Source organism: Robiginitalea biformata HTCC2501, from assembly GCF_000024125.1.
GTDB lineage: Bacteria > Bacteroidota > Bacteroidia > Flavobacteriales > Flavobacteriaceae > Robiginitalea > Robiginitalea biformata.
In genome coordinates this window covers 3,294,839-3,307,914 of the sequence record NC_013222.1, presented here as the reverse complement: position 1 = coordinate 3,307,914, position 13,076 = coordinate 3,294,839, and the positions used below count along the sequence as shown (strand labels likewise).

Sequence of the window (13,076 nt, the reverse complement as noted above, 5' to 3'; positions counted from 1 at the left end):
CCAATTCAGGAACTTTACGGTATCTGCCGGCGGCATCGAAGCCATCGGCAGGTCGGGAATTAATCAGAGAAATTACTATGAGCCAGGTCGAACGACTGAAAGAATTCAAAAAATCCGTACGCAATAAATTTAACATCTATAACAGCCTCTTCCTGAACCTGCCCTATACGGAAGGGGAAAATGTGGGCATCTATATCCCACTTTTGTTTCAGCAATGTGATCGCGGGCTCAAATCGGGGAAGAACCCGACGGAAATCCTCGACGATTTCTTTGAGAATTTTACCCAGGCGACAGACGAGAAGGAGCGCATCGACCTGATGTTTCGGATAATCCAGTACGTGGAACGCCAGGTGGTGCTCTACGACAGCGTGGAGGATGCCGCTTTCCCCAGGCTCCACGTGCACACGGATTCCCTGTCCATCCGCGACTATTTCCAGCTGGCCAAAAAGAACAAGCGCTGGGACAAGGTTTCTAAAAAGCTGGAATCCTTCAGCGCCCGTATCGTCCTGACGGCCCACCCGACGCAGTTTTACACGCCGGCCGTACTGGACATCATCGCCGAGCTCCGCACGCTGATTCTGGAGAACAAGATCGACGAGATCGACGTGACCCTCCAGCAGCTGGGCCTTACCTCCCTGATCAACAGTAAAAAGCCGACTCCCCTGGACGAGGCCAAAAACATCATCTATACGCTTCGCCATGTTTACTACCAGGCAGTCGGAGACCTCTATGCGTATATCAAGGGGAGTATCGAAAACGACGCGTACGACAACCCGGACATCATCAAGCTGGGCTTCTGGCCGGGCGGCGACCGGGACGGGAACCCCTATGTCACCGCGGATATCACCATGGACGTGGCCGACGAACTCCGCACCACCCTGATGAAATGTTATTACAACGACCTGAAAACCCTGCAGAAGCGCATCTCGTTCCGCGGGGTACAGGAACAAATGCAGCAATTGCGGGGCAAGGCCTATGTGGCCATGTTCGATACGAGTAAAACCCTGTCTTATGAGGAGATGATCGAAACCCTGAGGGAAATTCGGGAAATCCTCGTACGGGACTACTACGGGCTTTACCTGAAGGAACTCGACCATTTTATCGACAAGGTGCGATTGTTTAAAACGCACTTCGCCACGTTGGATATTCGCCAGGATCACAGCAAGCACTACCAGGTGGTGGAGACGGTGCTCCGGCACCATGGCCTCATTAAAGAATCCCTGGACGAATTACCGGAGGAGCGCCTGGTGGAGTTGCTGACCCGGGAATCCCTGGAACTCGACCCGTCGGCCTATGACGACCCCATCGTGAAGGATACGCTGGTCAATATGGCACAGCTCGAGGAGATCCAGCGCAAAAACGGGGAAGACGGCTGTAACCGGTATATCATCAGCAACTCGGAGGATATCTTCTCCGTCCTCTTTGTGTTCGGGCTGTTGCGCTGGTCCGGTTGGAAAAACCGGGACCTGACCTTCGATATCATCCCGCTCTTTGAGACCATGAAGGGGATGGCCGAGGCGGAATCCGTGATGCAAACCCTGTTCGACCTGCCGGAATACCGGGCCCATGTGGCCCAGCGGCGGGACCTGCAGACCATTATGCTCGGGTTTTCAGACGGGACCAAGGACGGGGGGTACCTGAAGGCCAACTGGTCGATATTCAAAACCAAGGAAACCCTTTCCCGTGTTTGCCGGCGCAACAAGATCAAGGCGATATTCTTCGACGGCCGCGGCGGCCCGCCCGCCCGGGGCGGCGGCAAAACCCACCGGTTTTATGCAGCCCAGACCAAGGCCATCGCCAACCACGAAATCCAGCTGACCGTACAGGGGCAGACTATTACCAGTACCTTCGGCACCAAGGAATTGTTTATGCATAACAGCGAACAGCTGCTGACTGCAGGCCTTTCAAACACAATCTTCGGCAAGGAGAACGTCATCGACAAATCCCAGCGGGACTTGCTCGAAACCCTGTCCGAGCTGAGTTTTGAAAAATACAATGCCCTCAAGCAGCACGAGCTCTTCCTGCCTTACCTGGAAAATCGGAGCACGCTGAAATATTATTCAAACGCCAATATCGGCAGCCGCCCCGGGAAACGGGGCAATAAAGCGAAGCTGGAATTCTCCGACCTGCGGGCCATTTCGTTTGTCGGTTCCTGGAGCCAGCTCAAGCAGAATGTCCCCGGCTACTATGGCATTGGGACGGCCCTGAAACAACTCAAGGACGAGGGGCGGATGCCCGAACTCAAGAAGATGTATAAGGAGGTTGCTTTCTTCCGGGCCCTGATGCTCAACAGCATGATGAGTCTCACCAAATGTTATTTTGAACTCACCAGCTATATGAAGGAGGACGAGGTTTATAAGGGGTTCTGGGAGATGCTGTACCGGGAGTATAAGCTCTCAAAACAGATGCTCCTGCAGCTCTCCGGCTACAAAGTCCTGATGGAAAATGAGTCGGTTTCCCGGGAGTCCGTGAAAATTCGCGAGAACATTGTGCTGCCCCTTTTGGTTATCCAACAATACGCCCTGCATCGAATTGCCGAGGGCACGGACCGGAAGGAACTCTACGAAAAGATCGTGACCCGCTCCCTCTACGGCAATATCAATGCGAGCCGGAACTCAGCCTGACATAGGGACACGCCGATTTAATGGTTTTCCGGTACCGGGATGCAAATAAAAAACCGGAGTTTCGCGAGAAACTCCGGTTTTTTCATGGTTCGCCGGGCGGCAGGTTAACCGCTCAGCTCTTGTTCTGTTGATCCTTGATGGTGGATTCGTCTATATCAAAGGTATTTGTGTCGATATTTGTATTTCCCGTGGGATTGGCCGGGTTGTGTTGTTCTTTCTTTCTCTTAAACTTCCTTCTATCACTCATGGTCTTTCTCTTTTTTCTAGTTAACTATCTTTAATATAGGTAATTAGGTTGAGAAAAACCGTTAAAAACTGCTAAAATCCCCCGGGAGGCGGCGTGCTGAGGATCACTTCAAAAACCCGGAGTCCGTAGGCGATCTGTCCGATTTCCAGATTTTCATTGGGGCTGTGCTGATTGTTGTCCGGATTGACCAGGGGCAGGAGGAAGGCCGGGATATCCAGGGCGTTGACAAACGGGGCGATTGGGACGGTACCCCCTGCAATTCGGATCTGAACCACCGGTTTTTCAAAGGTTTCCCCCAGCAGGGAGACCAGGTGCATCCCGAAAGGGTTGTCCAGGGGGGTGCGGAACGCATCAGTGACTTCACTTTCTGTAACCCGCACCCAATGGGATTGGGTAGTGCGCATCCCGGCATCCGGCTCCTGTTCCGTTATCCGGTATCCCAGGCTGGCAATGTGGTCCCTGACCAGCTTTTTCATCCGTTTCCCGTCCGTTTCAGGGACCAGGCGAATGTCAATTTCGGCTGTGGCAGTGGCAGGTACGATGGTTCGCGCCCCGGATCCGATCCATCCGGAGCCCATGCCGCGAACGTTCAGGGAGGGATATTGCAGGGCTTCCTGGTAAAAGCTGCCCACCTGGTCCGGTTCGGCGATCTGGAGGTTCCCATTGATCAATGAGGCCTCGTCCGGGACGGATCGGAGGATATCCATTTCAGCCTCACTCAGGCTGATGCCGTCGTAATATCCCGGGATCAGTACCCGTCCTTCCCGGTCTTTCATGCTCGCCAGGATCTCCGCCAGCTGGAAATTCGGGTTCGGGGCATAATTGCCGTAATGGCCGCTGTGTTGCGGGAGCACCGGGCCGTAGGTGGTCAGGGTCATCGTGGTTATTCCCCTGCAGCCATATACCACGGTGGGGTTGCCCGAGTAGTGGACCGGGCCGTCCGCAATCAGCAGGTAATCGGCCTGCAGGAGTTCCCGGTATGTTTCCACTGCTTTGGGCAGAGGCTTGCTGCTGCGCTCCTCCTGCCCGTCCAGGATGACCTTGATGTTGTAGGGCAGGGAGGTTCCCTGTTTTTTCAACAGGTCGATGGCGTTGAGCATCATGATAATCGGGCCCTTGTCATCCGATACGGAACGCCCGAACAGGCGCCAGTCGTAGGGGATGTCGTCGCTGAGTTCGCTCATCGGCCGGGTTTCCCACCCCTCCCCCGAAGGCGCCTTGAGCACCACCTTGTAGGGGTCCGGCTGGTCCCATTGGGAAGGGTCCACGGATTGCCCGTCAAAATGCATGTACCAGAGCAGGGTGGGTTTGCCGTCTTCCATGGGCAGGGCGGCAAAGAACAGGGACTCTTCTTCGGTGGGGAGGATGCTCGTGTTGAAACCCCGCTCGGAAAACGCCCGGGTAAGCCAGGTGAGGTTCCGGTTGATATCGGCGTGTTCCAGGGCGTCGTTCGGAATGGCGATGAACTGGACGAGTTCGTCGATGGTATGCCGTACCTGGGTTTTCAGCAGGGCTTCGTCCTGTCCGCGGACGGAAAACTGGAACAGGATCAGCAGGAGGAGCAGGCGGAATTTCATGATTAGGCGTTTTAAGGGTATGGCGGGTTCAATTTACCACAAGTGCGACAAATAACCGCACGTTTGGACCACCCATTCCGCCCGGGTTGGCCGAAGATCCCGGTTACCCCCTCAACCCTTTCACAAAATCGCGGATACCCGGAATCCCCTTCTCGGTGAGGAGCCGGATAAATGCCGATCCGATGATCGCGCCTTTTGCCTTTTGCGTGGCAGCCCGGAAACTCCCGGCGTCGCTGATACCGAAGCCCACCAATTGCGGGCAGCTGAGGTTCATGCCGGCAATCCGGTTAAAATAGGCTTGTTGCCCCGAGCCGAAACTGTCCTGGACCCCGGTGGTGCTCGCCGAGCTCACCATATAGATGAAACTGCCGGAAGCCGCGTCGATTTGACGGATCCGTTTTTCAGAGGTCTGCGGGCTGATCAGAAACACCATGCTCAAACCGGCGGCTTCAAAGTAAGGCTGGTAATCCCGTTGGTAGATCTCCAGGGGCAGATCCGGCAAAATCAACCCGTCGATACCCACCTCCTGGCATTTTTGGCAAAACGCCTCCACCCCGAATTGCAGCACCGGGTTGAAATATCCCATCAGGATCAACGGGATGTGGATTTCTTCCCGGATACCCCGCAGCTGTTCAAACAGGCGGGCCGTGTGCATGCCGTTTTTTAAAGCTGCCGTGGAGCTTTCCTGTATGGTGGGCCCATCCGCCAGCGGGTCGCTGAATGGCAGCCCGATTTCGACGATATCGGCCCCGGCTGCCTGCAATTCCCGCAGGATCGGGACGGTATCCCCGAGCTCGGGGTATCCGGCCGTAAAATAGATGGAGACGAGTTTCCCCGGTTTTTCCAGGGTGCTTTTCAGCCTGTCGGATACGTGTGGTAATGCGGTTTTCATGTAGGGGGTATTAGGCGAGCTTAAAATGGTCGATATATGTTTGCAGGTCTTTGTCACCCCTTCCGGAGAGGTTGATCACTACCAGGGATCCTTCCGGGACAGCGCCCTGGGAGAGGACTGCCAGGGCATGGGAGGTTTCGATTGCCGGGATGATGCCTTCCAGCCGGGCGAGTTCACGACCGGCTTCCATGGCCTGGTCGTCGGTGACGGGGATAAAGCGGGCCCGTCCGGTTTGGAAGAGGTGGGCATGGAGGGGGCCCACACCCGGGTAATCCAGGCCTGCCGAGATGGAATAGGGTTCGGTAATCTGGCCGTCGTCCGTCTGCATTAGCAAAGTCTTGCTCGCGTGGATGATGCCAGGCCGGCCCAGGGCGGATGTAGCGGCGCTTTCGCCCGTTTCCACCCCCTTCCCGGCTGCTTCTGCTGCGATGATCCGGACGTGCTCCCTGTCCAGGTAATGGTAATAGGTGCCAGCCGCATTGCTGCCGCCGCCTACGCAGGCAATCAGGTAATCCGGGTCCGGGCGTCCCTCGGCCTCCTGCAATTGAGATTGTATTTCCTCCGAGATGACTGCCTGCAGGCGGGTTACCATATCCGGGTAGGGGTGCGGCCCCACTACGGACCCGATGATGTAATGCGTATCCACAGGGTTGTTGATCCAATCCCGAATGGCTTCATTGGTGGCGTCCTTGAGGGTGCGGCTTCCCGATCGAGCCGGCCGTACCTCGGCCCCCAGCAGTTTCATCCGGGCTACGTTGGGCGCCTGCCGGGCAATATCCACTTCGCCCATATAGACCACGCAGGGCAGCCCCATCAGGGCGCAGACGGTAGCCGTCGCCACGCCGTGCTGGCCGGCCCCGGTTTCCGCAATGATCCGTTTTTTTCCCAGTTTTTTTGCCAGCAGGATCTGTCCGATGGTGTTGTTTACTTTATGGGCCCCGGTGTGGCAAAGGTCTTCCCGCTTGAGGTAGATCCGGGCTTTGTACGTGCTGGAGAGACGACGGGCCAGGTAGAGGGGGGTAGGCCTTCCCACGTAGTCCCGAAGCAGCTTCCGGAATTCGGACTGAAATTCCTCCGATTCGATGATGGGCAGGTAATTCTCCCGTAATTCTTCCACATTCGGGTAGAGCATCTCGGGGATAAAGGCGCCGCCAAACTCCCCGTAAAACCCTTGTGCATCTACTTTGTATTTACTTGTTTCCAATTTCTTGCAATTTTATTTGCCATTTGCGAGAAGGCAACTGGCCGTTGTTTTCACTGTCCGGCGCTGCCTTGCCAAAGCCACGGGCTGGCCGCCATAAATCGCTTAATTTTCCCTGCATCTTTTTTTCCCGGGGCGATTTCAAATTTACTATTTACATCAATGGCATGGCAATGCGCACCGGCGGCAGATGCGGCGAACGCCTCAAGCGCTTCCAGGGAATCCGGTCCGATGCCGCCGCTCAGGAAGAACGGGGTATCAAAGGGGTATCCCCGCAGGATCTCCCAGTTAAAGACTGTGCCATTGCCGCCAGGCAGGGGTCCGCGGCTGTCGAAAAGGAAATATTCGCAGCTCGGGCGGTACGCCTCCAGGGGTTTGAAGTCAAAATCGCCCCCCACGGCAAAGGCCTTGATCAGACCAGGAGGTTGGGCCAATGCGTCCTTCAGATATGCGTTCAGCCTGCTGCAGTACCCGGCGGTTTCCGAGCCGTGCAACTGGATGTATGTCAGGTCAAAATCGCGGGTACGCTGCAGGATATCGGACGGGTCTGCATCGACGAACACCCCCACGCGCCTGGGGCTTTTAGCCGCCGTACCGGGAGGTTCCCCGTCGAAATACCGGGACGATCCCTTCCAGAAAATGAATCCCAGGTAATCGGGTTCCAGCCGGGCGATTTCGCCGGTATTCTCCTTCATGCCGCAGACTTTGAGTTTCATGCTTCCAGGGTTTTGAGAAATGCTTTAAGTGCCTTGCCCGGGTCGTCCTGTTTCATGAAAGATTCCCCCATCAAAAACCCCCGGTAACCGGAATCCCGCAGCTCCCGCAGCTCCCCGGGCTTCCCCAGGCCGCTTTCGGTAATGCGCAGGGCCGTGTCCGGGATGAGGCCCGCCAGGCTGTGGCTGGTGGCCAGGTCTACTTCAAAGGTTTTCAGGTTGCGGTTGTTGACCCCGATCATATCGGCCGAGCCCAGGGGGGATTTGTCCAGTTCCTCCCGGTCGTGTACCTCGAGGAGGACCTCCATGCCCAGTTCCCGCGCCTGGCCGGCGAGGGCTTCGATTTGGCCGGGTTCCAGCAGGGCGGCTATCAACAGGATGGCATCTGCTCCGTGGGCCCGCGCCTCGAGTACCTGGTAGGGCTCCAGGATAAATTCCTTGCGAAGCAGGGGCAGGTCCGTTACGGCCCGGGCCAGCAACAGGTCTTCCAGGGACCCGCCGAAATAGGTCCCGTCCGTCAGTACGGAAACCGCACCGGCTCCTCCTGCCGTATAGCCCCGGACCACCTGCTGGACGGTGAGCGCCTGGTTGATTACCGCACGGGAGGGCGACCTGCGCTTGTGCTCGGCGATGATACCGTAACTCCGGGCGGAGAGGGAGGCTTTCATGGAAGCCGGTTCCCGCTGCATCAGGGCGGAATCCCGAAGCCGGGCTTCGGGCACCACCAGTTGTTTCAGGGCAATTTCCTCCCGCTTGGTCGCTGCAATTCGGTCCAGGATATTCATGGCGCAATCCGGCTTAGTTCCTGTAATTCCCTCAGGGCTTCAAGGGCTTTCCCGCTCTTGAGGGATTCTGTGGCTTTCTCGTAGGCGGCGGTCATCGATCCGCCCTCCACCGTGGAAATCGCGACTGCCGCGTTGGCGCAGACTACGGATTGTTGTGCCTCGCTCCCACGGCCCTGGAGTACCTGGAGGAAGATCCCTGCCGCCTCTTCGATGCTCTCCCCCCCGTAAATGGACTCCGCCTCCAGGGCCCGCAGCCCGAGGTCTTCCGGGTAGAGCAATTCCTCGCTTTCGTTGCGGATTACCTTGGCCGGGCCCGTCAGGGAAATCTCGTCATACCCATCCAGGGCGTGCAGGATGCTGAACGTCCTGTCCGTATTCTGGTACAGGTAGCCGTACATCCGGGCGAGTTCCAGGTTAAACACCCCAACCATCTGGTATTTCGGGAATGCCGGGTTGACCATGGGCCCCAGCATATTGAAAAAGGTCTTCACCCCGAGTTCCCTCCGGATGGGTGCCACGTTTTTCATGGCCGGGTGGAAAAGCGGGGCGTGGAGAATACAGATCCCCGCCCGGTCCAGGCAACGCCTTAAGAAGTCCTGCTCGTTGCTGAAGCGAACGCCCAAAAATTCCAGGACGTTGCTGCTGCCGCATTGGGAGGACACCCCGTAATTCCCGTGTTTGGCCACCGGAATCCCGGCACCTGCCGTTACGAAGGAGGCCAGGGTGGAGATGTTGAAGGTGTTCTTGCCGTCCCCCCCGGTGCCGCAGAGGTCGATGGGCTCATGTCCGCCCAGGTCGACCTTATGGCAGAGTTCCAGGAGGGCGTCCCGGAAACCTTCGAGTTCTTCCGTGCGGATGCTCCGCATCATAAACACGGTCAGGAAGGCTGCAATCTGGCTTGTGTTATACTGCCCCCCGGCAATGTCCACAAGGACCTGGCGGGCTTCGGCCCGCTCCAGCATCCGGTGTTCGATGAGTTTGTTCAGTGTCTCTTTCATGCTTCAGAATTTAACCAGTTGGAGAGGATATCTTTGCCCCTGGGCGTCAACACGGATTCCGGGTGGTATTGCACGGCGCGCACGTCATAGGTTTTGTGCCGGAGCGACATGAGTTGTCCATTCCCGTCAAAGGCGGTTGCCTCCAGGGAATCGGGCAGGTCCGGGTCCACCACCCAGGAGTGGTAGCGGCCAACCTCGATGCTGGCGGGCATGCCCCGATACAAGCTGTCCGGGACCGTAATATCGATAGGGGAGGCCACCCCGTGGTAAACCCGGTCCAGGTTAATGAGCTTGCCGCCGAAGACCTCCGCAATAGCCTGTTGTCCGAGGCAGACCCCGAAAATACGCCGGGTGGGGGCATATTTCTCGATGAGCGGCTTGAGCAACCCGGCCTCATCCGGTATCCCCGGCCCGGGAGACAGGACAATATGGTGAAAAGCCCCGGCATCCTCCAGGTCGAACTTGTCGTTCCGCCACACGTGTACCTCGCAATCGAGGTCTTCCAGATAGTGGACCAGGTTGTAAGTGAAGCTGTCGTAATTATCGATTACCAGTACCTTTTTCATATCAGAGGTTTTCGGCGATTTCGAGTGCCTGGTTCAGGGCCCCGAGTTTGTTGTAGGTCTCCTGGAGTTCCGCCTCCGGGTCCGAGGCCGCGACCAGCCCGGCCCCGGCCTGGAAATACAGCGTGTGGTTCCGGCTCAGGAAGGTCCGGATCATGATGGCGTGGTTAAAATCGCCGTCAAAGGCCATGAATCCGATGGCCCCCCCGTAGTAGGTCCGGCTTGTTTTTTCGTACTGTTCAATCAACTGCATCGCCCGGTGCTTGGGCGCGCCGCTGAGCGTCCCCGCCGGGAAGGTGTCGGCAACCACCTTCATCGTCGGGATTTCCGGTTTCTTGCGCCCGGTAACCTTGGAAACCAGGTGGATGACATGGGAGAAATACTGGACTTCCCGGTAGGTTTCCACCTGCACGGTATTCCCGTTGCGGCTCAGGTCGTTCCTGGCGAGGTCCACGAGCATGACGTGTTCGCTGTTCTCCTTGTCGTCGGCCGCGAGCTCCCGGGCCAATTGGGCATCTTCCTCGTCGTTCCCGGTGCGTTTGAACGTCCCGGCGATCGGGTGGATTTCCGCCTTGCCATCCCCTACGACCAGTTGGGCTTCCGGGGAACTGCCGAATATCTTGAAACTCCCGTAGTCAAAGTAGAACAGGTAGGGGGAGGGATTGATGGACCTCAGGGCCCGGTACACGTTGAATTCATCCCCCTTGAAACCCTGGGCGAAACGCCGGGAGAGGACCAGCTGGAATACGTCTCCCCGGCCGCAGTGCTTGCGGGCGAGTTCCACCTGCTCCAGGTATTCGGCATCCTCCAGGTTTGTTTGCCGTTCGCCTTCCTTGCGGAAGGAGTACGAAGCAAAGGTCTGTACGGCCAGTAGCTGTTCCAATTCGGGTATATTGTTTTTCCCGTCGTGGGAATGGGCAAACAGGTAGGCTTCGTTTTTGAAGTGGTCAAAGGCGATGATGTTGCGGTAAACCGCGTAGTAGATATCGGGGATATCCGGGGAATCCGGTTTCCTGCCAATGGAAATATCCTCAAAATAGCGGACGGCGTCATAGGCCATGTAGCCGAACAACCCGTTGTTGATGAACTTGAAATTTGAAGACTCCGCCCGGAAGCGGGCCGCAAATGCATGTATTTCCATCGGGATATCCGTATCCGGGCCCACGGGGCGCTGTTCGCGTTTCCCGTCCGGGTATTCCAGGAAGATCGTCTCGTGCTGTACCCGGATGGAGGCAATCGGGTTGCAGCAGATATAGGAAAACGAATTGTCGTTGGCGTGGTAGTCGCTGCTCTCCAGCAGGAGGCTGCCCGGGAACCGGTCGCGTACCTTCAGGTAGACGCTCACCGGCGTCAGGGTGTCCGCGAGGATTTTCTTGTGGTGTGTATGGAGTTCGTATGCCATATTGAGCTTGTTGACAAAAATTAAAAAAGGCCTGTCGTGACAGACAAGCCTTAGGTATGGTGGACAAACACAGGGGGGCTCAGGTCACGACGTTCCGCGATCAGATACCCACCACCAGTTTGTTGTAATCAATGTTTTCATCGGAGTCAAATATAGAAAGGAATTCGGTATTGTCAAACCCCGTTTCAAAAAAAACGCCGGAGCGGACCCCGGCGTTTATCAGTCAGTTATTTTAAACTGCATGTGCTCGTCCTGCATATTAGCTCGCTGTTGCGAATTCCAGGTCGACGACCAGGTCGAACTCGTCGTAAATGGTCTTGTCGCCCAGGTTGTCGAAGAAACTGCCGGATCCGTAGCGGATATCATACGCCGCCCGGTCTACCTTTACATTGGCAGTAGCCTTGCTTCCGTAGACGGACAGGTCAAAGGTCACGGGGTTGGTGATGCCCTTGATGGTGAGGTTCCCGGTTACCTCATAGGAGTTTTTCCCGGTAGATTTTACCTGGGTGAAAACCAGTTTTGAGGTGTTGTATTTCTCCGTTGAGAAGAAATCATCGGACTTCAGGTGCCCGACGAGCTTATCCCGGTATTCCCCCTCGAGGTCCGTTGCAGTCAGCGTGGTCATGTCTACCTGGAATTCGCCTCCGGTAAGCTTGTCCCCGTCAAAAATGAGGGAACCGGACTTCAGGGCAACGGTCCCGGTGTGGGAACCGGTTACCTTGTAGGCTTTCCAGGTAACGGTGCTCGCCTTTGCATCGACGGTTTTGGTCTCGTCGGCTGCGGGTTCTGTGGCTAATGTAGCTGTAGTGGTAACCACAGCCAGGGTCAGGGCAAAAAGGTTCTTTTTCATGGTGTTGTTTCTGTTTTTGAGATAATAAATAGTTGTTAATAAATTGATTAAATGTGTGTAAAAAGTTCTTGTCGGGTACGCCTAACCTTGTTCTGATGCTGGGTAGCGTCCGATTCGGACCGGTAGCCCAGGGCCACCAGGGCTGCGGCGCTCAGGTTGCGCGATCCAAGGTCCAGGATTTCGTCCACCTTTACCGGGTCAAAGCCTTCCATGGGGCAGGCGTCTACCTGGGCCACAGCTGCAGCTGAAAGCAGGTTGCCCACGGCGATGTACGCCTGACGGGCCGTCCAGTTGGATTTTTGTTCCCGGGGCAGGTCCATGAGTTTCGACTTCATAAAGTCTGAGTAGCCATTTAGTTTGGCCTTTTCGACACCCCGGGTTTCTGATACCCGGTCGATATAGCTTTCTACCAGTTCCGGGCCGAAATCCGTTTTGTATGTAAAGACCAGAAGATGGGAAGCATCCGTAATCTGTGACTGGTCCCAGCCGGCGGCGCGCAATTTTTGACGGACTTCCGGATCGGAGACTACCTGAATTTCATAGGGTTGCAACCCATAGGAGGAAGCGCTGAGGCGAACCGCCTCCAGCAATCCTTCCAGGACGGGTTCCGGGAGTTTTGCATCCCGGTCGAATTCCTTGGTGGCATAACGCCAGTTCAGCGAATCGAGATAAGTTTCTATTTCTGTCTGTGTGCTGGTTTGCATGGTTTTATTTTATTAAGTCCAACAATTCATTTAAACGGCGCAGATCATCATCCGAGAAGTTCTCCATCAGCGCGTGCTCCTGGGCGTCTACAGCTGCGGACATGTCCTCCAGCTGTTCCTTCCCCGTATCGGTCAGGAATATTTCCACCTTGCGTCGGTTTTCCGGGCAGACATTGCGCCTTACCAGGCCTTTGGCGATTAATTTATCGACCAAACGGGTGGTATTGCTCATCTTGGAAACCATCCGCTCATTGAGTGTGCGCATATTGGCCGGCTGCCCCTTTTGACCCCGCAGGATTCGCAGCACGTTGAATTGCTGCATGGACAGGCCGAATGGTTTCAATGTCTGTGCCATGGCCTCGCCAATCCGGTTGTTCACGAGCATCAGGTGGATCATGGTGCGCCGCCGGGGCGGAAGGGTAGCCGTTTTGATAATTGCTTCTACATTCATGTCACTACAACATTTGTATATACAAATATATAACATAAATCAAAGGACTCCAACCTGCGGCAAGCTAAA

At 56.1% G+C, this 13,076-nt stretch carries 13 protein-coding genes; 1 reads left to right on the top strand and 12 read right to left on the bottom strand.

All coding sequences use genetic code 11. The annotated features are described in order from the left end of the window. Positions 1-77: 77 nt before the first annotated feature. Positions 78-2,624, top strand: coding sequence for a phosphoenolpyruvate carboxylase (locus RB2501_RS14635; RefSeq protein ID WP_015755642.1), 2,547 nt, complete (start codon positions 78-80; stop codon positions 2,622-2,624). Positions 2,625-2,736: 112 nt separating this feature from the next. Here RB2501_RS14635 and RB2501_RS16455 read toward each other — a convergent pair whose 3' ends face one another. From RB2501_RS16455 to RB2501_RS14580, 12 genes are all read right to left on the bottom strand, one after another. Beyond that, on the bottom strand, positions 2,737-2,871 hold the full coding sequence (locus RB2501_RS16455) for a hypothetical protein (protein ID WP_015755641.1): 135 nt from the start codon (positions 2,869-2,871) through the stop codon (positions 2,737-2,739). Positions 2,872-2,942: 71 nt separating this feature from the next. Beyond that, positions 2,943-4,448, bottom strand: coding sequence for a M20/M25/M40 family metallo-hydrolase (locus RB2501_RS14630; RefSeq protein ID WP_015755640.1), 1,506 nt, complete (start codon positions 4,446-4,448; stop codon positions 2,943-2,945). Positions 4,449-4,551: 103 nt separating this feature from the next. Then, on the bottom strand, positions 4,552-5,340 hold the full coding sequence (gene trpA / locus RB2501_RS14625; RefSeq protein WP_015755639.1) for a tryptophan synthase subunit alpha: 789 nt from the start codon (positions 5,338-5,340) through the stop codon (positions 4,552-4,554). Positions 5,341-5,350: 10 nt separating this feature from the next. Then, on the bottom strand, positions 5,351-6,544 hold the full coding sequence (gene trpB / locus RB2501_RS14620) for a tryptophan synthase subunit beta (protein WP_015755638.1): 1,194 nt from the start codon (positions 6,542-6,544) through the stop codon (positions 5,351-5,353). A 50-nt stretch (positions 6,545-6,594) separates the two neighbouring features. Next, positions 6,595-7,257: a phosphoribosylanthranilate isomerase gene (locus RB2501_RS14615; protein WP_015755637.1), complete on the bottom strand. Its 663-nt coding sequence runs from the start codon at positions 7,255-7,257 to the stop codon at positions 6,595-6,597. Continuing rightward, entirely contained in the window at positions 7,254-8,039 is a 786-nt protein-coding gene (gene trpC, locus RB2501_RS14610; protein WP_015755636.1) for an indole-3-glycerol phosphate synthase TrpC, read from the bottom strand. Before trpC ends, RB2501_RS14615 begins: the two co-directional genes overlap by 4 nt. Next, the gene (trpD, locus tag RB2501_RS14605; RefSeq protein ID WP_015755635.1) at positions 8,036-9,037 is read right to left on the bottom strand and encodes an anthranilate phosphoribosyltransferase; all 1,002 of its coding nucleotides are present in this window, start codon (positions 9,035-9,037) and stop codon (positions 8,036-8,038) included. Before trpD ends, trpC begins: the two co-directional genes overlap by 4 nt. Continuing rightward, positions 9,034-9,603 carry an anthranilate synthase component II gene (locus RB2501_RS14600; RefSeq protein ID WP_015755634.1) on the bottom strand — a complete coding sequence of 190 codons (570 nt, stop codon included), beginning with the start codon at positions 9,601-9,603 and terminating at the stop codon, positions 9,034-9,036. The genes trpD and RB2501_RS14600 overlap by 4 nt, the downstream gene beginning before the upstream one ends. Position 9,604: 1 nt before the next feature. Beyond that, on the bottom strand, positions 9,605-11,002 hold the full coding sequence (locus RB2501_RS14595) for an anthranilate synthase component I family protein (protein WP_015755633.1): 1,398 nt from the start codon (positions 11,000-11,002) through the stop codon (positions 9,605-9,607). 259 nt (positions 11,003-11,261) lie between these two features. Next, entirely contained in the window at positions 11,262-11,852 is a 591-nt protein-coding gene (locus RB2501_RS14590) for a YceI family protein (protein WP_015755632.1), read from the bottom strand. A gap of 47 nt (positions 11,853-11,899) precedes the next feature. Further along, positions 11,900-12,556, bottom strand: coding sequence for an NAD(P)H-dependent oxidoreductase (locus tag RB2501_RS14585; RefSeq protein ID WP_015755631.1), 657 nt, complete (start codon positions 12,554-12,556; stop codon positions 11,900-11,902). Between the two features lie 4 nt (positions 12,557-12,560). Then, positions 12,561-13,007 (bottom strand): MarR family winged helix-turn-helix transcriptional regulator, encoded by a 447-nt coding sequence (locus tag RB2501_RS14580; RefSeq protein WP_015755630.1) that lies wholly within the window; start codon positions 13,005-13,007, stop codon positions 12,561-12,563. Between the last annotated feature and the right edge of the window lie 69 nt (positions 13,008-13,076).

What these genes read in the sequence shown, in the direction of transcription:
- RB2501_RS14615 (WP_015755637.1), bottom strand. Translation starts at nt 7,257, where the DNA reads ATGAAACTCAAAGTCTGCGGCATGAAGGAGAATACCGGCGAAATCGCC.
- RB2501_RS14580 (WP_015755630.1), bottom strand. Translation starts at nt 13,007, where the DNA reads ATGAATGTAGAAGCAATTATCAAAACGGCTACCCTTCCGCCCCGGCGG.
- RB2501_RS16455 (WP_015755641.1), bottom strand. Translation starts at nt 2,871, where the DNA reads ATGAGTGATAGAAGGAAGTTTAAGAGAAAGAAAGAACAACACAACCCG.
- RB2501_RS14590 (WP_015755632.1), bottom strand. Translation starts at nt 11,852, where the DNA reads ATGAAAAAGAACCTTTTTGCCCTGACCCTGGCTGTGGTTACCACTACA.
- trpC (WP_015755636.1), bottom strand. Translation starts at nt 8,039, where the DNA reads ATGAATATCCTGGACCGAATTGCAGCGACCAAGCGGGAGGAAATTGCC.
- RB2501_RS14635 (WP_015755642.1), top strand. Translation starts at nt 78, where the DNA reads ATGAGCCAGGTCGAACGACTGAAAGAATTCAAAAAATCCGTACGCAAT.
- trpA (WP_015755639.1), bottom strand. Translation starts at nt 5,340, where the DNA reads ATGAAAACCGCATTACCACACGTATCCGACAGGCTGAAAAGCACCCTG.
- RB2501_RS14600 (WP_015755634.1), bottom strand. Translation starts at nt 9,603, where the DNA reads ATGAAAAAGGTACTGGTAATCGATAATTACGACAGCTTCACTTACAAC.
- RB2501_RS14595 (WP_015755633.1), bottom strand. Translation starts at nt 11,002, where the DNA reads ATGGCATACGAACTCCATACACACCACAAGAAAATCCTCGCGGACACC.
- RB2501_RS14630 (WP_015755640.1), bottom strand. Translation starts at nt 4,448, where the DNA reads ATGAAATTCCGCCTGCTCCTCCTGCTGATCCTGTTCCAGTTTTCCGTC.
- trpD (WP_015755635.1), bottom strand. Translation starts at nt 9,037, where the DNA reads ATGAAAGAGACACTGAACAAACTCATCGAACACCGGATGCTGGAGCGG.
- RB2501_RS14585 (WP_015755631.1), bottom strand. Translation starts at nt 12,556, where the DNA reads ATGCAAACCAGCACACAGACAGAAATAGAAACTTATCTCGATTCGCTG.